This window comes from Enterobacter huaxiensis (assembly GCF_003594935.2).
GTDB lineage: Bacteria > Pseudomonadota > Gammaproteobacteria > Enterobacterales > Enterobacteriaceae > Enterobacter > Enterobacter huaxiensis.
The window spans coordinates 3,970,480-3,990,601 of record NZ_CP043342.1 but is presented as its reverse complement, the minus strand read 5'-3'; the positions used below and the strand labels follow the sequence as shown (position 1 = coordinate 3,990,601).

The 20,122-nt window shown below is 55.4% G+C and carries 16 protein-coding genes; 8 read left to right on the top strand and 8 right to left on the bottom strand.

The window, feature by feature from the left end; all coding sequences use genetic code 11:
- Nucleotides 1-170: 170 nt before the first annotated feature.
- The gene (locus tag D5067_RS19035; protein ID WP_119935522.1) at nt 171-1,214 is read left to right on the top strand and encodes a GMP reductase; all 1,044 of its coding nucleotides are present in this window, start codon (nt 171-173) and stop codon (nt 1,212-1,214) included.
- A gap of 43 nt (nt 1,215-1,257) precedes the next feature.
- Here the strand turns inward: D5067_RS19035 and hofC are convergent, their stop codons facing one another.
- The 4 genes from hofC to nadC all read right to left on the bottom strand — a co-directional run bounded on the left by hofC (nt 1,258) and on the right by nadC (nt 5,335).
- Nucleotides 1,258-2,442, bottom strand: coding sequence for a protein transport protein HofC (gene hofC, locus D5067_RS19030; RefSeq protein WP_119935521.1), 1,185 nt, complete (start codon nt 2,440-2,442; stop codon nt 1,258-1,260).
- Nucleotides 2,432-3,814, bottom strand: a complete 1,383-nt coding sequence (gene gspE / locus D5067_RS19025) for a type II secretion system protein GspE (protein ID WP_119935520.1) — start codon at nt 3,812-3,814, stop codon at nt 2,432-2,434. The genes hofC and gspE overlap by 11 nt, the downstream gene beginning before the upstream one ends.
- Before the next feature lie 15 nt (nt 3,815-3,829).
- Entirely contained in the window at nt 3,830-4,267 is a 438-nt protein-coding gene (gene ppdD, locus D5067_RS19020) for a prepilin peptidase-dependent pilin (RefSeq protein ID WP_119935519.1), read from the bottom strand.
- 174 nt (nt 4,268-4,441) lie between these two features.
- Entirely contained in the window at nt 4,442-5,335 is an 894-nt protein-coding gene (gene nadC, locus D5067_RS19015; protein WP_119935518.1) for a carboxylating nicotinate-nucleotide diphosphorylase, read from the bottom strand.
- 87 nt (nt 5,336-5,422) lie between these two features.
- On the opposite strand from nadC, the gene ampD reads away from it, so the two are divergent.
- Nucleotides 5,423-5,986 (top strand): 1,6-anhydro-N-acetylmuramyl-L-alanine amidase AmpD, encoded by a 564-nt coding sequence (gene ampD, locus D5067_RS19010; RefSeq protein ID WP_119935517.1) that lies wholly within the window; start codon nt 5,423-5,425, stop codon nt 5,984-5,986.
- Nucleotides 5,983-6,837 carry a beta-lactamase regulator AmpE gene (gene ampE / locus D5067_RS19005; protein ID WP_119935516.1) on the top strand — a complete coding sequence of 285 codons (855 nt, stop codon included), beginning with the start codon at nt 5,983-5,985 and terminating at the stop codon, nt 6,835-6,837. The genes ampD and ampE overlap by 4 nt, the downstream gene beginning before the upstream one ends.
- A gap of 18 nt (nt 6,838-6,855) precedes the next feature.
- Here the strand turns inward: ampE and D5067_RS19000 are convergent, their stop codons facing one another.
- The 3 genes from D5067_RS19000 to aroP all read right to left on the bottom strand — a co-directional run bounded on the left by D5067_RS19000 (nt 6,856) and on the right by aroP (nt 10,749).
- The gene (locus D5067_RS19000) at nt 6,856-7,806 is read right to left on the bottom strand and encodes a glycoside hydrolase family 43 protein (RefSeq protein ID WP_119935515.1); all 951 of its coding nucleotides are present in this window, start codon (nt 7,804-7,806) and stop codon (nt 6,856-6,858) included.
- Between the two features lie 10 nt (nt 7,807-7,816).
- A complete protein-coding gene (locus D5067_RS18995; protein WP_119935514.1) occupies nt 7,817-9,214 on the bottom strand; it encodes a glycoside-pentoside-hexuronide (GPH):cation symporter in 1,398 nt (465 codons plus the stop codon).
- A gap of 164 nt (nt 9,215-9,378) precedes the next feature.
- On the bottom strand, nt 9,379-10,749 hold the full coding sequence (gene aroP, locus D5067_RS18990) for an aromatic amino acid transporter AroP (protein WP_119935513.1): 1,371 nt from the start codon (nt 10,747-10,749) through the stop codon (nt 9,379-9,381).
- Nucleotides 10,750-11,286: 537 nt separating this feature from the next.
- Here aroP and pdhR point away from each other — a divergent pair.
- The 5 genes from pdhR (at nt 11,287) to traT (ending at nt 19,276) form a co-directional block, all read left to right on the top strand.
- Nucleotides 11,287-12,051: a pyruvate dehydrogenase complex transcriptional repressor PdhR gene (pdhR, locus tag D5067_RS18985; RefSeq protein ID WP_119935512.1), complete on the top strand. Its 765-nt coding sequence runs from the start codon at nt 11,287-11,289 to the stop codon at nt 12,049-12,051.
- Between the two features lie 123 nt (nt 12,052-12,174).
- A complete protein-coding gene (gene aceE, locus D5067_RS18980) occupies nt 12,175-14,838 on the top strand; it encodes a pyruvate dehydrogenase (acetyl-transferring), homodimeric type (RefSeq protein ID WP_119935511.1) in 2,664 nt (887 codons plus the stop codon).
- A 14-nt stretch (nt 14,839-14,852) separates the two neighbouring features.
- The gene (gene aceF, locus D5067_RS18975; RefSeq protein ID WP_119935510.1) at nt 14,853-16,748 is read left to right on the top strand and encodes a pyruvate dehydrogenase complex dihydrolipoyllysine-residue acetyltransferase; all 1,896 of its coding nucleotides are present in this window, start codon (nt 14,853-14,855) and stop codon (nt 16,746-16,748) included.
- Nucleotides 16,749-16,923: 175 nt separating this feature from the next.
- Nucleotides 16,924-18,348 carry a dihydrolipoyl dehydrogenase gene (gene lpdA, locus D5067_RS18970; RefSeq protein ID WP_119935509.1) on the top strand — a complete coding sequence of 475 codons (1,425 nt, stop codon included), beginning with the start codon at nt 16,924-16,926 and terminating at the stop codon, nt 18,346-18,348.
- Nucleotides 18,349-18,544: 196 nt separating this feature from the next.
- Nucleotides 18,545-19,276: a conjugal transfer complement resistance protein TraT gene (gene traT / locus D5067_RS18965; RefSeq protein WP_119935508.1), complete on the top strand. Its 732-nt coding sequence runs from the start codon at nt 18,545-18,547 to the stop codon at nt 19,274-19,276.
- 45 nt (nt 19,277-19,321) lie between these two features.
- On the opposite strand, the gene D5067_RS18960 is transcribed toward traT, so the two are convergent.
- Nucleotides 19,322-20,113 carry a DUF2950 family protein gene (locus D5067_RS18960; protein ID WP_119935507.1) on the bottom strand — a complete coding sequence of 264 codons (792 nt, stop codon included), beginning with the start codon at nt 20,111-20,113 and terminating at the stop codon, nt 19,322-19,324.
- Between the last annotated feature and the right edge of the window lie 9 nt (nt 20,114-20,122).

Sequence of the window (20,122 nt, the reverse complement as noted above, 5' to 3'; positions counted from 1 at the left end):
TTGCAGCAAATGTTTGGCTCCGTTTACCTGCTTTTTACCAGGTAAATTTATAGGATTGTAGCGTAAAAAAAGAGAATTTCGCAGTCTTGCGGAGCAGGTATTAGTGCGTATGATAACGTCACTGGAGTTGTGCTTTTAACAAATTTGCCTCTAACCCCAGGAATCCGCACATGCGTATCGAAGAAGATCTGAAGTTAGGTTTCAAAGACGTTCTTATCCGCCCTAAACGCTCTACACTGAAAAGTCGCTCAGACGTTGAACTCGAACGTCAATTCACCTTTAAGCATTCCGGTCAGACCTGGTCTGGCGTGCCGATCATCGCGGCTAATATGGATACTGTCGGTACCTTCGAGATGGCAACCGCGTTGGCACAGTTCGATGTCCTTACCGCAGTTCACAAGCACTACAGCACCGAAGAGTGGAGCGCGTTTGTTGCTTCTGCGTCTGCTGACGTTGTGAAGCATGTGATGGTCTCTACCGGTACGTCCGATGCTGATTTCGAAAAAACCAAACAGATCCTGAATGCTAATCCGGCGCTGAACTTTGTATGTATCGATGTGGCGAATGGTTACTCCGAACACTTCGTCCAGTTCGTCAGCAAAGCGCGCGATGCCTGGCCAACAAAAACCATCATTGCGGGCAACGTGGTGACGGGTGAAATGTGCGAAGAGCTGATTCTGTCCGGTGCAGACATCGTAAAAGTGGGTATAGGCCCGGGTTCCGTGTGCACCACGCGTGTGAAAACCGGCGTCGGGTATCCGCAGCTGTCTGCCGTGATTGAGTGTGCCGATGCTGCGCATGGTCTGGGCGGCCAGATCATCAGCGACGGCGGCTGCACTATGCCAGGCGACGTTGCGAAAGCCTTTGGCGGCGGCGCGGACTTCGTGATGCTCGGCGGTATGCTGGCCGGTCACGAAGAGAGCGGTGGTACCGTTGTTGAAGAGAACGGCGAGAAATTTATGCTGTTCTACGGTATGAGCTCTGAATCCGCCATGACCCGTCACGTCGGCGGCGTGGCAAAATACCGTGCCGCAGAAGGCAAAACCGTGAAGCTTCCTCTGCGCGGCCCGGTGGAAATCACCGCGCGTGATATTTTGGGCGGCTTGCGCTCGGCGTGCACCTACGTGGGCGCATCCCGTCTGAAAGAGCTGACTAAACGTACGACGTTTATCCGCGTTCAGGAGCAGGAAAACCGCGTATTTAATAGCCTGTAATGGCCCCCGCTGGCGCATCTCCATGCGCCAGCACCGTTCAGTACTATCCCGCACTCATGGCATCTCCCAGATGAAAAATGGGCAGATACATAGCCACCACCAGCGTGCCGATAATCAACCCGGTGACAATCAAGAGTAACGGTTCCAGAAGCGCAGCCAGGTTATCTGCCTGCTGGAACGTCTGCTCCGTATGGTGACGAGCAAGGTTTACCAGCATCATATCGAGTGCGCCAGAGGCTTCACCGGTTCGAATCAGCTGGATGCAGAGTGGCGTAAAAACGGCCGCTTTGTGAAACGATGCCCAGACAGGCATTCCCCCTTCGACACGTTCGTGGATCTCCCTAAGTATGCCTTGCCAGTACGGGTTCTCAACGGTCTCTTCGACACTTTCCAGCCCCTGTAAAAAGGCGATACCGGCCTGCTGCGTTAATGACAGCACGGTGAAAATCTGTCCCAGCTTTTGCCCGCGCATCAGCGTTCCCAGAACAGGCAGCCGTAGCAACATCCGCTGCGAGCGCGGGTGATTCCTCAATTTATATACAGCGCCGATCGCCAGCACGAGCAGAACGGCCATCATGACGATGTGCTTCTGGATGAATGCTGCCAGCCCCATCACTCCCCGCGTGAGCAGGGGAAGGGGGGTATTGAAGGTGTTGTAGATAGCGGCGAATTCAGGCAGCACCAGCGTGACCATCGCCAGCACCACAAGCGCGGCAAGCGTCAGGATGATCAGCGGGTAGCGCAGTGCCTTTTTAACTTTCGCACTAAGCAGCTGCTGAGATTTCTGCTGCTGCGCAAGCTCGCGACAGCACTCCTCCAGCTTTCCCGTCAGCTCCCCCGTTTTTATCATCGAAATATAGAGCGGGCTGAATACCGTAGGCCATTTCGCCATGGCTGCTGAAAAAGCACAGCCTTGACTAAGATCGTTCGCAAGGCTGTGCAGCAGCGCCTGCCAATGCGTTAAAGGATGCTGCTCCGCCAGCATTTGCAGGCTTTGAGAAAGCGTCAGGCCTGCGTGAAGGAGCGTGGCGAGCTGGCGAAAAACAGCGTAGCAGTGATGACCCTGCCACCGGTGGCGTTGCATGCAGCGCGTGAGCGCCAGTGGGTGCAGTTCACGTTGAACTAGCGCCAATACTGCAGCGTCGCGATCTATGGCCCAAAGTGTTCCCGTATGCAGTTCGCCCTCCGCTGTCAGCGCCCGCCAGCGCCAGAGCTGGTTACTTGCCATCGGGCATTCCCAGGACGCGGATCACCTCCTCAAGCGTGGTCAGCCCTTGCTCAATGGCCATGCAGCCATGCTCAAATAAGGAGGTCATTCCTCCCTGGCGTGCGCTGGCTTCTATCACCTCACTATTCTCCCCGCCGGCAATGGCCTGACGCAGCGTATTGTCAATTTCCAGCACTTCGAAAAGGGCAACGCGACCGTAGTAACCGTGATAGCAGCGATCGCAGCCGCCGGGCTGCCAGCGTGGCAGCGGGCGAGGCCATACGGCGCGAGGTAATTCCGCGTGGCAGCTGGCGTCCTTCCGGCAGTGTGGGCACAGCCGTCGAACCAGACGCTGGGCAATGACGAGCGAAAGCGCTGATGAGATCATCCAGCGTGCGACGCCCATCTGCTGCAGGCGGATAAGCGTCTCCGTTGTGGAGTTGGTATGAAGCGTGGACAGCACCAGATGCCCGGTCTGCGCGGCCTTGATGGCGATTTCTGCCGTTTCACCATCTCGAATTTCCCCCACCATGATAATGTCTGGATCCTGGCGCAACAGGGCGCGCAGCACGCTCTGGAAGGTCAACCCTGCGCGAGGGTTAATTTGCGTCTGGTTTAACCCCGCAAGCGGAATTTCTATCGGATCTTCAACGCTGCAAATATTCACGTCAGGCGTGTTTCGCGCCTGGAGCGCCGTGTAAAGCGTCACGGTTTTACCGCTGCCGGTGGGGCCTGTGACCAGAATTAACCCCTGCGGTTGATTCAGTACGCCGGAAAAGCGCCTCTGCTGGTCTTCACTCATACCCAGCTGCCCAATCTCCAGCGCCTGCTGGACCTGATGAAGCAAGCGCAGCACGATTTTCTCTCCTCCGCTGCAGGGAAGCGTGGCGATGCGAAAAGAGACGCTCTCGTTTGCCAGCTCAACCGTGAACTGACCGTCCTGCGGCAGGCGACGCTCGGCGATATCCAGGTTACCCAACACTTTGAGCCGCGCGATAAGAATGGTTCCTGACGCGACGGTAAGCTGAGGCTGAGGGTAAAGAACGCCGTCAATACGCAAACGGATCTGACAGCCGTTTTCCGTCGGTTCGATATGTATATCGGACGCTCGCTGATGCAGGGCCTGAAGCAAGGTGTGGTTGAGTATATCCGCCGCTGGGCCTGCTGAAGATACGCCCGGCAGGCTGGCCGGTGAGGCAAGCTGTCGTTGTTTCTCCATCCGTTCGGCGGTCCAGCATTCGATATCGATGCGCTTTTGCGTCGCGAAGCGGAGTGCTTCCATGAGTTCAGCCCCGGGGTTTCCCACCACGGCAATGCCGATCGTGTCTGCGTCACTCGCGAGTAGCAGGGCGTGGTGACGCTGGCACAGCGCCATTAGCTGTTCTGAATTCATTGTATTCCCCTTCGGTTAGTTGCTGTCGAAGCGGAAGACATCTTCACAGGCCAGCTTGAGCGCGCTATCGGCGTCGATCCTGCAGTCGCGCGTCCAGCCCGTCATGCCATTGGCGTCGCTCCAGACTGGCGTCATGAGCACCTCAAGACCGTTCAGGCTCTCCTGGCCGGTTAATGACACGACGCCTTTAGCCACGCTCATCGCTGACACATAGCGCGTTGTCGCCGGGGATGGGATGCCGTTTGTGCCTGCATCGCAGCTCTCCACGCCGCCGCGATCCAGGGCGCAAAGCTCAATGGCGGTGCGGTAGGGAACAAAGGTTTGCAGCATGTCGGTAAGGGCTGCTTTTCGCAGGTAATTTTGGTAGGCGGGTACGCCAATGGCGCTCAGAATGGCAATAATGCCTATCACCACCATCAGCTCAATAAGAGTGAATCCGTGTTGTTTGTTCATATCTGCTCCTCCGGTTTGGTGGCGCTACTCTGGCAGCGAGAGGAGAGGGAGACGAGGGGCAAAATAAGGAACGTGAAGAGGCTTTCAGGGAATTCGCGCGGGGTTGCAGTGAATGGCTTTGAATTTGCGAGCCGGGCTGAATTTCCCCTCTCCGGGCGGAGAGGGGAGGCAACGCTATTTGAAACGCATCGAGAGATCGAGAGCGCGAACATGTTTGGTTAGCGCGCCGACGGAAATGTAATCGACGCCCGTTTCCGCGAATTCACGGATGGTATCGAAGGTCACATTGCCGGAGACTTCAAGCTGCGCCTGACCGTTGGTGCGTTTTACCGCCTCGCGCATCTGCTCCGTTTCGAAGTTATCGAGCATGATGATATCTGCGCCCGCCTTAATGGCTTCATCCAGCTCTTCAAGGCTTTCGACTTCGACTTCAACCGGAACGTCCGGGTGCAGCCAGAAGGCTTTTTCCACCGCCTGACGCACGGAGCCGGAGGCAATAATGTGGTTTTCTTTTATCAGGAAGGCATCCGATAGCCCCAGACGGTGGTTTGCGCCGCCGCCGCAGAGTACCGCGTACTTCAGCGCGGTGCGCAGGCCCGGCAGCGTTTTGCGGGTATCCAGCAGCTGCGTGCGGGTGCCGGCCAGCAGGTCAACGTAGCGGCGGACCTCACTGGCAACGCCGGAAAGCGTCTGCACGAAGTTAAGTGCGGTACGCTCGCCGGTGAGCAGCACGCGGGACGGGCCAGCCAGCTCAAACAGCGGCTGGTTTTCGGTGAGAGCATCCCCATCTTCAACGTGCCAGGTTACCTGAACATCGTCACCCGCCAGCTGGGTAAAGACCTCTTCAACCCAGCGTTTTCCGCAAAAAACGCCCGCTTCACGGGTAATAATCACCGCATGGGAGCGCGTCTCTTTTGGCAACAATTGTGCGGTAATATCGTTGTCGGCACTGATGTCTCCGCCCAGGTCTTCTTTCAGAGCGTGAGCAACGCTTGCCGGGATATCCATGTTAATACGTTCCAGAAGGGCGTCACGTCGGTGGTCGGGGTTGTAGCGGCGAGGCGGCATGATAAAACTCCAAATTGGTAACGAATCATAATATTGAAACATGCTACTCTGAACCGAGTAACTGCACCATACATAAGGAGTTCCAGCATGTTGTTAGAAAACGGATGGCTGGTGGACGCGCGGCATGTGCCCTCGCCGCACCACGATTGCCGCCCGGAGGATGAAAAGCCCACACTGCTGGTGGTTCATAATATCAGTCTCCCGCCGGGCGAATTTGGTGGCCCGTGGATCGATGCGTTATTCACGGGAACCATAGATCCCGATGCCCATCCTTTCTTTGCTGAAATTGCCTCTCTGCGCGTATCGGCTCACTGTCTGATTCGTCGTGATGGCGAGGTAGTTCAGTATGTTCCTTTTGATAAACGCGCGTGGCATGCGGGCGTGTCGATGTATCATGGGCGCGAGCGCTGCAACGATTTTTCCATTGGCATTGAACTGGAAGGGACGGATAGCCTCCCCTACACCGATGCGCAGTACCAACAGCTGGCTGCTGTTACCCAGACGCTAATCGGGGTGTACCCTTCGATTGCGGAGAATATTACCGGGCACAGCGACATTGCCCCGGTAAGAAAAACCGATCCCGGCCCGGCATTCGACTGGTCCCGGTTTCGCGCCATGCTTACCGCCTCGTCAGATAAGGAGATGACATGACGTTGTTTACCATGCTGCTGGTAATGATTGCTGAACGCCTGTTTAAGCTGGGCGAACACTGGCACCTGGATCATCGGCTGGAGGTTATCTTCCGCCGGATCAAACATTTTTCCATGCTGCGCACGCTGCTAATGACGGCTGGCGTGATGGTCATTACGTTCCTGCTGCTGCGCGCGCTTTACGGGCTCTTTTTCAACGTGCCGCTGCTGGTGGTATGGATCCTGCTCGGCGTACTCTGTATTGGCGCAGGCAAGGTGCGCCTGCACTATCACGCTTATCTGAAAGCGGCGTCTCGCGATGACGCCCATGCGCGAAGCGCAATGGCGAGCGAGCTGACCCTGATCCACGGCGTGCCGCCGGACTGCAACGAACGTGAGTTCCTGCGCGAGCTGCAAAACGCGCTGCTGTGGATTAACTTCCGCTACTATCTGGCACCGCTGTTCTGGTTTGTGGTCGGGGGCCCGTGGGGGCCGGTTCTGCTGATGGGCTATGCATTTTTGCGCGCCTGGCAGACCTGGCTGGCGCGCTACCTGACGCCACACGAGCGTCTGCTTGCCGGGATTGATGCCATTCTGCACGTGCTGGACTGGCTGCCGGTGCGTTTAGTCGGCGTGGTTTATGCGCTGATTGGCCATGGTGAAAAAGCGCTGCCCGCGTGGTTTGCCTCTTTGGGCGATCGCCATACCTCGCAATATCACGTATTAACGCGTCTGGCCCAGTTCTCGCTGGCGCGTGAGCCGCACGCGGACAAAGTGGAAACGCCAAAAGCGGCCGTCTCCATGGCGAAGAAAACGTCGTTTGTTGTGGTGGTGGTCGTGGCATTGCTGACCATTTACGGCACGCTGGTATAAGCCAGCGCGCCGCAGCGGTTAAAGCGTATCCGCAGGCGGGATGCCAAAATCAGGCATCCCGTTTTCGTCCCAGCGGACCAGCTTCAGGCGGGTATGGCGGTTCGGATCGTACAGCGGGTCGCCCTCAATTTCGGTGTAGTTACGCGCGTGATACACCAGCACGTCTTCCCCATCCTGCGTCTTTGTAAAGCTGTTGTGGCCCGGCCCGTACTGACGATTCTCATAGCTGGTGACGAATACCGGTCGCGGGGCTTTATGCCAGTTTGCCGGGTCTTGCGGGTCGGCGCTCATCTCTATCCACAGTAATCCCATGCAGTAGTTCTCATCGGTTGCGCTGGCGGAGTAGCTGATAAACAGCTTATCGCCATGAACCAGCACCGCCGGGCCTTCGTTCACCCAAAACCCGCGACACTCCCAGTCATACTCCGGCTTGCTGAGCATCACTGGCTCGCCTTTCAGCGTCCAGGGGTTCTCCATTTCGCACAGATAAAGATTGGAGTTGCCGGTGATATCCGGCGCTTTTTGCGCCCACAGATACCAGCGTTTCCCCTGATGAACAAAGGTAGTGGCGTCCAGGGCGAAGGTATCGAAAGGCGTTTTGATCTGCCCTTTTTCTACCCACGTGCCGGTGAGCGGATCGCCATCCGCGCATTCAATAGCGAACATGCGGTGCTGAAACATCCCGAGCGCGTCGAGCGCCTGGGTGTGCGTGGCGGCAAAATAGATGTACCACTTACCGTCGATGTGGTGAAGCTCCGGCGCCCAGATCAGCTGGCTCATCGGGCCGGTCTCGGGCTTGTGCCAGACGACCACCTCGTCGGCACCGCGCAGCCCTTCAAGCGAGTCAGCGCGGCGGATCGCCAGCCTGTCGTACTGCGGCACGGAGGCAATAAAATAGTACTGCCCCTCATGATGCAAAATATACGGATCGGCGCGTTGTTCAATAAACGGGTTTGGCCAGGTCTGCATTCGGCTTTCCTTATTTAGTCTCTGCGGCTTTAAGTTCCTGGTAATCATTCAGCTCGCGGTAGTTGGCGCGTCGCTTTTCCAGATCGGACTGGATCTGCTTCATGGTTTCGCGGTCCACTTTCAGCAGGCGTACCACCCCAGCGGTAACCAAGTATCCAATGCCCGGAATGACGGTAAACAGCAGCACGATCCCGTTGATGGCGTCCGCGCTTTGCGCTTTCGCACCCGCGTCGTAACCGTACCAGGAGAGCAGGAAGCCCACCATCGCCCCGGCAATCGCCAGCCCCAGCTTCAGGAAGAAAATGTTGCCGGAGAAGCTGATCCCCGTGATGCGTTTCCCGGTTTTCCACTCGCCATAGTCGTCCACGTCGGCCATCAGCGACCAGTGCAGCGGAGACGGGATCTGGTGCAGGATGTTGAGCAGGAAGTAGAGCACCACGATGGTGACCGTGGCTTTCGGGTCGAAGAAGTAGAAGGCGGCTGAGAAAATCGCCAGCGCGATATTGGTCCAGAAAAATACCTTCAGCTTACACCAGCGGTCGGTCAGCACTTTTGCCAGCACGCTGCCGAGCATCATGCCCACGACGCCAAGGCTGATAAACAGCGTGGCGAAGTGGGTGCTCTGGCCCATCACCCAGGTGACGTAATACATGGTGGCGGCCATGCGGATAAATCCCGGGCAGACGTTGCAAAGAGTCAGGAGCAGAATGCGTACCCACTGGTCGTTCTTCCACACGTCTTTGAGGTCGTTTTTCAGCTCGTCGTGGGTCTGTACGGCCGGGCGTACGCGCTCGCGCACGGTAGAGAAGCTGAACAGGAACATGCAGGTACCAATCAGCGCCAGCACGGTCATCGCCATCTGGTAGCCTTTGGCCTTGTTATCACCACCAAACCAGTCAGCCATCGGCAGCAGCGTAAGCGACAGCAGCAGCGTGGCGATACCGACCATCACGAAGCGATAGGACTGACAGGCAACGCGCTCTTTTGGGTCGTTGGTGATCACGCCGCCCAGCGAGCAGTAGGGAATATTGATGGCCGTATAGGTCAGCGACAGCAGGAAGTAGGTGACGAAGGCATAGATAACTTTGCTGTTATAGCTCCAGTCTGGGGTGGTGAACATCAGGATGCTGAACAGCGCGTAGGGGAACGCAATCCACAGCAGCCATGGACGAAACCGCCCATATTTGCTGCGGGTGCGGTCGGCAATTGCGCCCATGATCGGGTCCGTTACGGCGTCAATCACGCGGACAGACAGCAGCAGTACGCCAACCAGCGCAGGTGCGAGGCCAAAAATATCCGTATAAAAATAGTTAACAAACAACATGATGGCGCCGAAGATGATATTGCATCCAGCGTCGCCCATGCCATAGCCGATCTTTTCTTTTACTGACAGTTTATTGTTATCCATCGACAGCTCTCCGGGTTACGGTATGGAGAGAATTATTCGCTGGCTCACGAATATATGCGTTGCAGGATAAAGGCGGTGATATGGATAAAATTGCTGTAGGCGAGAATTTGTGAGGAAGGTAACACCACTCTGTACCCGCAATAACGGGCACAGAGTGGAGATTATCAGTGCGCTTTCACCGCTTTCTGGTTTTTCTGCTTAACCATGTAGCCCACGCCGAGGATCGCAATCCAGACCGGGATCAGGTAAACGGAAATCGCCATGCCCGGGGTAATGAGCATGATGACCAGCACGGCCGCCATGAACACCAGGCACACCCAGTTACCCAGCGGGTAAAGCAGGGCTGGGAAGCGGGTAGTCACACCCTGCTGCTGCTTAGCGCGGCGGAACTTGATGTGCGCCAGGCTTATCATCGCCCAGTTGATCACCAGGGCCGAGACCACCAGCGCCATCAGCAGGCCAAAGGCCGATTCCGGTGCCAGGTAGTTGATCAGCACGCAGAGCGCCGTCACCACTGCAGACACAATAATGGTATTCACCGGCACGCCGCGTTTATCAACATTGAGAAGCGCTTTCGGGGCGTTACCCTGCTGAGCGAGGCCGAACAGCATACGGCTGTTGCAGTAGACGCAGCTGTTGTACACGGAGAGGGCAGCGGTCAGCACCACGACGTTAAGCGCGTTCGCCACGAAGGTATCGCCCAGCTCGTGGAAGATCAGCACGAACGGGCTGGTATCGGCGGTCACGCGCGTCCACGGCAGCAGGGAGAGCAGCACGGCCAGCGAGCCCACATAGAAGATCAGTATGCGGTAGATAACCTGGTTGGTAGCTTTCGGGATGCTCTGCTCCGGGTTGTCTGCTTCCGCGGCGGTGATCCCCACCAGCTCCAGCCCGCCAAAGGAGAACATGATGATCGCCATCATCATCACCAGGCCGGTCATGCCGTGAGGCAAGAACCCGCCTTGCTCCCACAGGTTGCGTACCGTTGCCTGCGGGCCGCCGTTGCCGCTGAACAGCAGCCAGCCGCCAAAGATGATCATCGCCACAACGGCAACCACTTTAATAATGGCGAACCAGAACTCCATCTCTCCGAACACTTTTACGTTGGTCAGATTAATGGCGTTAATCAGGACGAAAAAGGCCGCAGCAGAAGCCCAGGTTGGGATCTCGGGATACCAGAACTGAATGTATTTCCCGACGGCGGTAAGCTCAGCCATGGCAACCAGGACGTACAGCACCCAGTAGTTCCAGCCGGAGGCGAAACCGGCAAAGCTTCCCCAGTACTTATAGGCAAAGTGGCTGAACGAGCCTGCAACCGGCTCTTCAACGACCATCTCACCCAGCTGACGCATAATCAGAAAGGCAATAAAACCGGCGATAGCGTAACCCAAAATAATGCCAGGACCGGCGGACTGGATTACGGATGCGCTTCCCAGAAACAGGCCGGTACCGATAGCACCACCCAGTGCGATGAGCTGTATGTGGCGGTTCTTAAGCCCGCGCTTTAGCTGATCGCCGTGCTGTTGAGCTTCCATTTGAAACCTCGTGTGTGGTTGTTATGTTCACGCTGAGCGTGTGTAATTATGAAAGTCCATATTCTGTATTTATTTCTTTACGGTTAATGATACCGAAAAAAGCGGAGATGACTTCCGTAAGCGCAAGAATAGTGGTAAGCGCCAGCGAATGCACCTGCTTTATGAAGGGACGATGACGACTTGAATAAAAAGAAAGCATTTGTAAATCGGCCCGTTAACCCTTCATACCCCAAGCTATAGAATAGAAATGCTCCATAAGTGGGCGAATTTTCATTATTTGCGTTGTTGAATCGCTTCAGATTGCAAAAACCCTCGTTTCATTAAGGTTAAAACTGCCTCTTTGGTAGTAAAGAACTCATTTGTGCAAAGTTACATTTCTGAAACGTTATTTCTGTAAGGTTGTTAAAATGTGCAGGGTTTACTGATTTCAATCAAAACCAATATGGACAGAAGGTGAATACTTTGTTACTTTAGCGATACGAACTTTAAATTGGTAAGACCAATTGACTCCGGGCAAAAAGGCGTAAGACAGGGAATATGGCCTACAGCAAAATTCGCCAACCAAAACTTTCCGATGTGATTGAGCAGCAGCTGGAGTTTTTGATCCTCGAAGGGACACTGCGCCCGGGTGAAAAACTTCCGCCAGAACGCGAGCTGGCAAAACAGTTCGACGTTTCACGTCCCTCTCTGCGTGAGGCGATTCAACGTCTCGAAGCAAAGGGCTTGCTGCTTCGTCGCCAGGGCGGCGGAACCTTTGTTCAAAACAGCCTGTGGCAGAGCTTCAGCGACCCGCTGGTAGAACTTCTCTCTGACCACCCAGAATCCCAGTTTGATCTGCTTGAGACCCGTCACGCGCTTGAAGGTATTGCGGCCTATTACGCCGCCCTTCGCAGCAATGATGAAGATCGCGAGCGTATCCGCGAGCTGCATCAGGCCATTGAACGGGCACAGCAGTCCGGCGACTTAGACGCCGAGTCCAGTGCCGTTGTCCAGTATCAAATTGCCGTCACCGAAGCGGCGCACAACGTGGTGCTCCTCCATCTGCTACGCTGCATGGAGCCCATGCTGGCCCAGAACGTTCGTCAAAATTTTGAATTGTTGTATGCCCGTCGGGACATGCTCCCACTGGTAAGCAACCATCGCACCCGAGTATTCGAGGCGATAATGGCCGGGGAACCGGAGCAGGCGCGCGAAGCGTCGCACCGCCATCTGGCTTTCATTGAGGAAATCTTGCTGGACCGCAGCCGTGAACAATCGCGTCGCGAACGTTCATTACGCCGCATACAGCAACGAAAGGATTAAGCGCCAGGTACTTTTAGAGCGCGGCAACTAAACGCAGAACCTGTCTTATTGTGTTTTCTGGCGAAAATACAATGGGACAGGTTCCAGACAAATCAACGTATTAGATAGATAAGGAATACCCCCATGTCAGAACGTCTCCAAAATGACGTGGATCCGATCGAAACTCGCGACTGGCTACAGGCGATCGAATCGGTCATCCGTGAAGAAGGTGTTGAGCGCGCTCAGTATCTGATTGATCAGCTCCTTTCAGAAGCGCGCAAAGGCGGCGTGAAGGTTGCTGCAGGTGCAGGGGCTAACAACTACGTAAACACGATTGCCGTCGAAGACGAACCGGAATACCCGGGCAATCTGGATCTGGAACGTCGTATCCGTTCTGCAATCCGCTGGAACGCCATCATGACCGTTCTGCGCGCATCCAAAAAAGACCTGGAACTGGGTGGCCACATGGCGTCCTTCCAGTCTTCTGCAACCGTTTACGAAGTGTGCTTCAACCACTTCTTCCGTGCAGCGAACGAGAAAGACGGTGGCGATCTGGTGTACTTCCAGGGCCACATCTCTCCGGGCATCTATGCACGTGCATTCCTGGAAGGTCGTCTGACTGAAGAGCAGATGAATAACTTCCGTCAGGAAGTTCACGGTAAAGGTCTGTCTTCTTACCCGCACCCTAAACTGATGCCTGAATTCTGGCAGTTCCCGACCGTATCTATGGGTCTGGGTCCAATCGGTGCGATTTATCAGGCTAAATTCCTGAAATACCTGGAACACCGTGGTCTGAAAGATACCTCCGAGCAGACCGTATACGCCTTCCTGGGCGACGGCGAAATGGATGAGCCAGAATCTAAAGGTGCGATCACCATCGCCACCCGTGAGAAGCTGGACAACCTGTGCTTCATCATCAACTGTAACCTGCAGCGTCTGGATGGTCCGGTAACCGGCAACGGCAAGATCATCAACGAACTGGAAGGCATCTTCAGCGGTGCTGGCTGGAACGTGATTAAAGTCATGTGGGGCGGTCGTTGGGATGAGCTGCTGCGTAAAGACACCAGCGGTAAGCTGATCCAGCTGATGAACGAAACCGTTGACGGCGACTACCAGACCTTCAAATCCAAAGACGGTGCCTACGTTCGTGAGCACTTCTTCGGTAAATATCCTGAAACCGCAGCGCTGGTTGCAGACTGGACTGATGAGCAGATCTGGGCCCTGAACCGCGGTGGTCACGATCCGAAGAAAGTCTACGCTGCACTGAAAAAAGCGCAGGAAACCAAAGGTAAAGCGACTGTAATCCTGGCCCACACCATCAAAGGTTACGGCATGGGTGATACCGCAGAAGGTAAAAACATCGCTCACCAGGTTAAGAAAATGAACATGGACGGCGTGCGTTATATCCGCGACCGTTTCAACGTTCCAGTGACCGATGAGCAGGTAGAAAACCTGTCTTACATCACCTTCCCGGAAGGTTCTGAAGAGCACAAGTACCTGCACGAACGTCGTCAGGCTCTGAAAGGCTACCTGCCAGCTCGTCAGCCAAACTTCACCGAGAAGCTGGAACTGCCGGCGCTGGAAGACTTCTCTCAGCTGCTGGAAGAGCAGAACAAAGAGATCTCTACCACTATCGCCTTCGTTCGTGCCCTGAACGTGATGCTCAAGAACAAGTCGATCAAAGATCGTCTGGTTCCAATCATCGCCGACGAAGCGCGTACTTTCGGTATGGAAGGTCTGTTCCGTCAGATCGGTATCTACAGCCCGAACGGCCAGCAGTATACCCCGCAGGACCGTGAGCAGGTTGCATACTACAAAGAAGACGAGAAAGGCCAGATCCTGCAGGAAGGTATCAACGAGCTGGGCGCAGGCGCATCCTGGCTGGCTGCTGCGACCTCTTACAGCACCAACAACCTGCCGATGATCCCGTTCTACATTTACTATTCCATGTTCGGTTTCCAGCGTATCGGTGACCTGTGCTGGCAGGCAGGCGACCAGCAGGCTCGCGGCTTCCTGGTAGGCGGTACTTCCGGACGTACGACCCTGAACGGTGAAGGTCTGCAGCACGAAGATGGCCACAGCCACATTCAGTCTCTGACTATCCCTAACTGTATCTCTTACGACCCGTCTTACGCGTACGAAGTGGCCGTCATCATGCACGACGGTCTGACCCGCATGTACGGTGAAGCGCAAGAGAACATTTACTACTACATCACCACCCTGAACGAAAACTACCACATGCCGGCAATGCCAGCAGGTGCCGAGGAAGGTATCCGTAAAGGTATCTACAAACTCGAAACCCTCGAAGGTAGCAAAGGTAAAGTTCAGCTGCTGGGCTCCGGCTCTATCCTGCGTCACGTTCGTGAAGCAGCGCAGATCCTGGCGAAAGACTACGGCGTAGGTTCCGACGTGTACTCTGTGACCTCCTTCACTGAGCTGGCGCGTGATGGCCAGGATTGTGAGCGTTGGAACATGCTGCACCCAATGGAAACCCCGCGCGTTCCGTACATCGCTCAGGTGATGAACGATGCACCGGCGGTGGCGTCTACTGACTATATGAAACTGTTCGCTGAGCAGGTTCGTACTTACGTTCCAGCTGATGATTATCGCGTACTGGGTACCGACGGCTTCGGTCGTTCTGACAGCCGCGAAAACCTGCGTCACCACTTCGAAGTTGATGCTTCTTACGTGGTTGTAGCAGCACTGGGCGAACTGGCTAAACGTGGCGAAATCGATAAGAAAGTGGTTGCGGAAGCAATTACCAAATTCAACATCGATGCAGATAAAGTTAACCCGCGTCTGGCGTAAGAGGTAAAAGAATAATGGCTATCGAAATCAATGTACCGGACATCGGGGCTGATGAAGTTGAAATCACCGAGATCCTGGTCAAAGTGGGCGACAAGGTTGAAGCTGAACAGTCGCTGATCACCGTAGAAGGCGACAAAGCCTCTATGGAAGTGCCGTCTCCTCAGGCTGGCATCGTTAAAGAGATCAAAGTCTCTGTTGGCGATAAAACCGAGACCGGCAAACTGATCATGATTTTCGATTCCGCCGACGGTGCAGCAGCTGCTGCACCTGCGCAGGAAGAGAAGAAAGAAGCCGCTCCGGCCGCCGCTGCTCCAGCAGCTGCCGCGGCAGCGAAAGAAGTAAACGTGCCTGACATCGGCGGTGACGAAGTTGAAGTTACTGAAATCCTGGTGAAAGTGGGCGACACCGTTGCGGCCGAGCAGTCACTGATCACCGTAGAAGGCGACAAAGCCTCTATGGAAGTGCCGGCTCCGTTCGCGGGTACCGTTAAAGAGATCAAGATCAACACCGGCGACAAAGTGTCTACCGGCTCCCTGATCATGGTCTTCGAAGTGGCGGGTGCTGCACCTGCCGCTGCGCCAGCACAGGCCGCTGCTCCGGCTCCGGCTGCTGCACCAGCAGCTGCCGGCGGTGCGAAAGACGTTAACGTACCGGACATCGGCGGTGACGAAGTTGAAGTGACCGAAGTGATGGTGAAAGTGGGCGATAAAGTTGCCGCTGAACAGTCACTGATCACCGTTGAAGGCGACAAGGCTTCCATGGAAGTCCCTGCGCCGTTCGCGGGTACCGTTAAAGAGATCAAAATCAGCACCGGCGACAAAGTGTCTACCGGCTCCCTGATTATGGTCTTCGAAGTGGAAGGCGCTGCGCCTGCCGCAGCTCCGGCTGCAGCTCCAGCCCCTGCTGCTGCACCGGCTCAGGCGGCTAAACCTGCCGCGGCCCCTGCTGCAAAAGCAGAAGGCAAATCTGAGTTCGCTGAAAATGACGCTTACGTCCACGCGACCCCGCTGATTCGTCGCCTGGCGCGCGAGTTCGGCGTGAACCTGGCGAAAGTGAAAGGGACCGGCCGTAAGGGTCGTATCCTGCGCGAAGACGTTCAGACCTACGTGAAAGATGCGGTGAAACGTGCCGAAGCTGCACCTGCTGCAGCCGCCGGTGGCGGTATCCCGGGCATGCTGCCATGGCCAAAAGTGGACTTCAGCAAGTTCGGCGAAATCGAAGAAGTGGAGCTGGGCCGCATCCAGAAAATCTCTGGTGCTAACCTGAGCCGTAACTGGGTAATGATCCCGCACGTTACGCACTTCGACAAAACCGATATCACCGATCTGGAAGCGTTCCGTAAGCAGCAGAACGCCGAAGCTGAGAAGCGTAAACTGGACGTGAAATTCACCCCAGTGGTCTTCATCATGAAAGCGGTTGCTGCGGCTCTGGAACAGATGCCACGCTTCAACAGCTCCCTGTCCGAAGACGGCCAGAAGCTGACGCTGAAGAAATACATCAACATCGGTGTTGCGGTTGATACGCCAAATGGTCTGGTTGTTCCGGTCTTCAAAGACGTGAACAAGAAGAGCATTACCGAGCTGTCCCGCGAACTGACCGTGATCTCCAAGAAAGCGCGCGATGGTAAGCTGACTGCTGGCGAAATGCAGGGCGGTTGCTTCACTATCTCCAGCATCGGCGGCCTGGGTACGACCCACTTCGCGCCGATTGTGAACGCGCCTGAAGTGGCTATCCTCGGTGTGTCCAAGTCCGCGATGGAGCCGGTGTGGAATGGCAAAGAGTTCGTGCCGCGTCTGATGATGCCAATCTCTCTGTCCTTCGACCACCGCGTGATCGACGGTGCTGATGGTGCGCGTTTCATCACCATCATCAACAACACGCTGAGCGACATTCGCCGCCTGGTGATGTAATCGAAAAGCCGGCCAGTCGGCCGGCTTTTTTCTGATAATCTCATGGTGTTTTTGAGGTTATTGGCGAAAGCGACAATTCGTGAGCCGTTTGTTGTTTCAAAATTGTTAACAATTTTGTAAAATACGAGCGGATAGAACGACCCGGTGGACGACGGGTATAAATTAAGAGGTCATGATGAGCACAGAAATCAAAACTCAGGTCGTAGTACTTGGGGCAGGCCCGGCAGGTTACTCCGCAGCGTTCCGCGCAGCGGATTTAGGTCTGGAAACCGTCATCGTAGAACGTTACAGCACCCTCGGCGGTGTTTGTCTGAACGTCGGCTGTATCCCTTCTAAAGCGCTGCTGCACGTAGCGAAAGTTATCGAAGAAGCCAAAGCGCTGGCTGACCACGGCATCGTCTTCGGCGAGCCGAAAACCGATATCGACAAAATTCGTACCTGGAAAGAGAAAGTTATCACTCAACTGACCGGCGGTCTGGCGGGTATGGCCAAAGGCCGTAAAGTGAAAGTGGTAAACGGTCTGGGTAAATTCACCGGTGCGAACACCTTGGAAGTTGAAGGCGAAAACGGCAAAACCGTGATCAACTTCGACAACGCGATCATCGCGGCAGGCTCTCGCCCAATTGAACTGCCGTTCATTCCACATGAAGATCCGCGCGTGTGGGATTCCACCGATGCGCTGGAACTGAAAGAAGTGCCGAAGCGCCTGCTGGTTATGGGTGGCGGCATCATCGGTCTGGAAATGGGTACCGTGTACCATGCGCTGGGTTCAGAGATTGACGTGGTTGAAATGTTCGACCAGGTTATCCCGGCTGCAGACAAAGACATCGTTAAAGTCTTCACCAAACGCATCAGCAAGAAATTCAACCTGATGCTGGAAACCAAAGTGACTGCCGTTGAAGCGAAAGAAGACGGTATTTACGTTTCCATGGAAGGCAAAAAAGCCCCTGCTGAAGCGCAGCGTTACGACGCCGTGCTGGTAGCAATCGGCCGCGTGCCGAACGGTAAAAACCTCAACGCTGGCGCAGCTGGCGTGGAAGTGGACGACCGTGGCTTCATCCGCGTTGACAAGCAGCTGCGTACCAACGTGCCGCACATCTTTGCTATCGGCGATATCGTCGGTCAGCCAATGCTGGCACACAAAGGTGTTCACGAAGGTCACGTTGCCGCTGAAGTTATCGCCGGCATGAAGCACTACTTCGATCCGAAGGTGATCCCATCAATCGCCTACACCGAGCCAGAAGTTGCCTGGGTGGGTCTGACCGAAAAAGAAGCGAAAGAGAAAGGCATCAGCTACGAAACCGCCACCTTCCCGTGGGCTGCTTCTGGCCGTGCTATCGCTTCCGATTGCGCAGATGGCGTGACCAAACTGATCTTCGACAAAGAGACTCACCGCGTCATCGGTGGTGCGATTGTCGGCACCAACGGCGGCGAGCTGCTGGGTGAAATCGGTCTGGCTATCGAAATGGGCTGTGACGCTGAAGACATCGCGCTGACCATCCACGCTCACCCGACTCTGCACGAGTCCGTGGGCCTGGCGGCCGAAGTGTTTGAAGGTAGCATCACCGACCTGCCAAACGCGAAAGCGAAAAAGAAATAAGTTTCTTTTTGCTTGATGAACGCCTCTTCGGAGGCGTTTTTTTTTGCCTGAAACTACCCGTTTTAGTAGTCATCTAATTGATATTTCCGCTAAAAATTTTCGTTTATCTGCCGATACTTTTTGCACCATTGTGTGGCTACTGGCCGCGCGGTTTAGGGGTTCTGGACTCTTTTATTACACGAAAAAAGGGAAACACATGTCTTTAAAGAAAGTCGCGGTGATTGGCTTAGTGGCGGCAGCGCTGACCCTGACAGGGTGCGGTGCGGTAACGACGGCGGTTAAGAAACGTAATCTGGAGGTGAAAACCCAGATGAGCGAAACCGTCTGGCTTGAGCCCTCCAGTGAAAAAACGGTCTACATTCAGGTTAAAAACACCTCCGATAAAGACATGAGCAACCTGCAGACCCTGCTGGCGAACGACCTGACCGCCAAAGGCTACAAAGTGACGAGTTCTCCAGACGGCGCCTACTACTGGGTGCAGGCTAACGTGCTGAAAGCCGATAAGATGGACCTGCGTGAGGCGCAGGGCTATCTGAAAACCGGGTATGAAGGTGCTGCCGTCGGGGCTGCGCTGGGTGCAGGTATCACGGCTTATAACAGCAACTCTTCCGGCGCAGCGCTGGGCGTGGGCCTCGCGGCGGGTCTGATCGGTATGGCGGCAGATGCCATGGTGGAAGACGTGAACTACACGATGGTAACCGACCTGCAGATCTCCGAGCGCAGCAAAGCGAAAGTGACGACTGATAATATCGCAGCACTGCGCCAGGGGACCTCCGGCGTGAAGCTGCAGACCAGCAGCGAGCAGGGCGATCGCGCGAAGTATCAGACCCGCGTGGTGTCTAACGCCAACAAGGTAAATCTGAAGTTCGAAGAGGCGAAGCCGGTGCTTGAAGCGCAGCTGGCGAAATCAGTGGCGAATATCCTGTAAGAAGAACAGCCGGGTGGCGGCTTCGCCTGACCCGGCCTTGCTGATTTACGGGGCGACGGGGTGCCAGGTTTTATCCGGATGGTATGCGGTGAGAGCGTTTGCTTTATGTTCTGAATCGCTGCCAAGATTGCTCTGGTACACCCTGTCGTCCTGATTAATCATGAAACTCATCACACCGGTCTGACCGTAAGTGACGGGCCAGGCGACCATCGCAAAGCCGTTAGTATCGGGAAGGATACGGAATCGATACCCGTGATAGCCTGTACCCGGCTCTTTCGGACTGAATGCCGGGCCGAGTGGGCTTGGCGCTTCGCCAGGCGAGACCGGCCAGTAGAGCCCATCTTTTTTCCCCTCTGAACTTGCCACTTTCTGAGCGTATTTGTGGTTCATCGCGAAATAGCTTTGCTGCGCATCCACGTACGCATGAAGGGCTTCAATGGCCGCGAGCTCGTTGCGTCCAATTTCCCGGGTGAGGATCTCTTCTGCGGCTTCCTGCATATCAAATTGCCAGCCAGCGGCGGTTTTGATCGCCGGAATAGGGAGCTGCCAGTCGCTGTCTCCGACAACAAGATGTGCCGTATCGCCGTTCACGATGGTGTCATGACGCACTTTCCAGTCGCGCAGGAAGCGGTCTACTGCATCAGGGTCGACGCCTTCAGTTGGCAGGTAGTCGCGCCAGTTTTCCCCGAGCAGGTTGCTCATCGTCACCTCGTTTTGCTCACTGATGGCGGTGACCAGCGCATCGGTGGCCTGAGCGGGCGTGCTGAAAGACTGTTGCGCCATCGCGGTGGCCGACATCATGAACAGCACCATTCCACTGAGTAATTTTGTTTTCATGTCGCTTCC

Coding starts and splice junctions, on each gene's coding strand:
- D5067_RS19035 (WP_119935522.1), top strand. CDS start 171: ATGCGTATCGAAGAAGATCTGAAGTTAGGTTTCAAAGACGTTCTTATC.
- D5067_RS18995 (WP_119935514.1), bottom strand. CDS start 9,214: ATGGATAACAATAAACTGTCAGTAAAAGAAAAGATCGGCTATGGCATG.
- pdhR (WP_119935512.1), top strand. CDS start 11,287: ATGGCCTACAGCAAAATTCGCCAACCAAAACTTTCCGATGTGATTGAG.
- lpdA (WP_119935509.1), top strand. CDS start 16,924: ATGAGCACAGAAATCAAAACTCAGGTCGTAGTACTTGGGGCAGGCCCG.
- ppdD (WP_119935519.1), bottom strand. CDS start 4,267: ATGAACAAACAACACGGATTCACTCTTATTGAGCTGATGGTGGTGATA.
- gspE (WP_119935520.1), bottom strand. CDS start 3,814: ATGAATTCAGAACAGCTAATGGCGCTGTGCCAGCGTCACCACGCCCTG.
- nadC (WP_119935518.1), bottom strand. CDS start 5,335: ATGCCGCCTCGCCGCTACAACCCCGACCACCGACGTGACGCCCTTCTG.
- aceE (WP_119935511.1), top strand. CDS start 12,175: ATGTCAGAACGTCTCCAAAATGACGTGGATCCGATCGAAACTCGCGAC.
- ampD (WP_119935517.1), top strand. CDS start 5,423: ATGTTGTTAGAAAACGGATGGCTGGTGGACGCGCGGCATGTGCCCTCG.
- D5067_RS18960 (WP_119935507.1), bottom strand. CDS start 20,113: ATGAAAACAAAATTACTCAGTGGAATGGTGCTGTTCATGATGTCGGCC.
- hofC (WP_119935521.1), bottom strand. CDS start 2,442: ATGGCAAGTAACCAGCTCTGGCGCTGGCGGGCGCTGACAGCGGAGGGC.
- D5067_RS19000 (WP_119935515.1), bottom strand. CDS start 7,806: ATGCAGACCTGGCCAAACCCGTTTATTGAACAACGCGCCGATCCGTAT.
- traT (WP_119935508.1), top strand. CDS start 18,545: ATGTCTTTAAAGAAAGTCGCGGTGATTGGCTTAGTGGCGGCAGCGCTG.
- aroP (WP_119935513.1), bottom strand. CDS start 10,749: ATGGAAGCTCAACAGCACGGCGATCAGCTAAAGCGCGGGCTTAAGAAC.
- aceF (WP_119935510.1), top strand. CDS start 14,853: ATGGCTATCGAAATCAATGTACCGGACATCGGGGCTGATGAAGTTGAA.
- ampE (WP_119935516.1), top strand. CDS start 5,983: ATGACGTTGTTTACCATGCTGCTGGTAATGATTGCTGAACGCCTGTTT.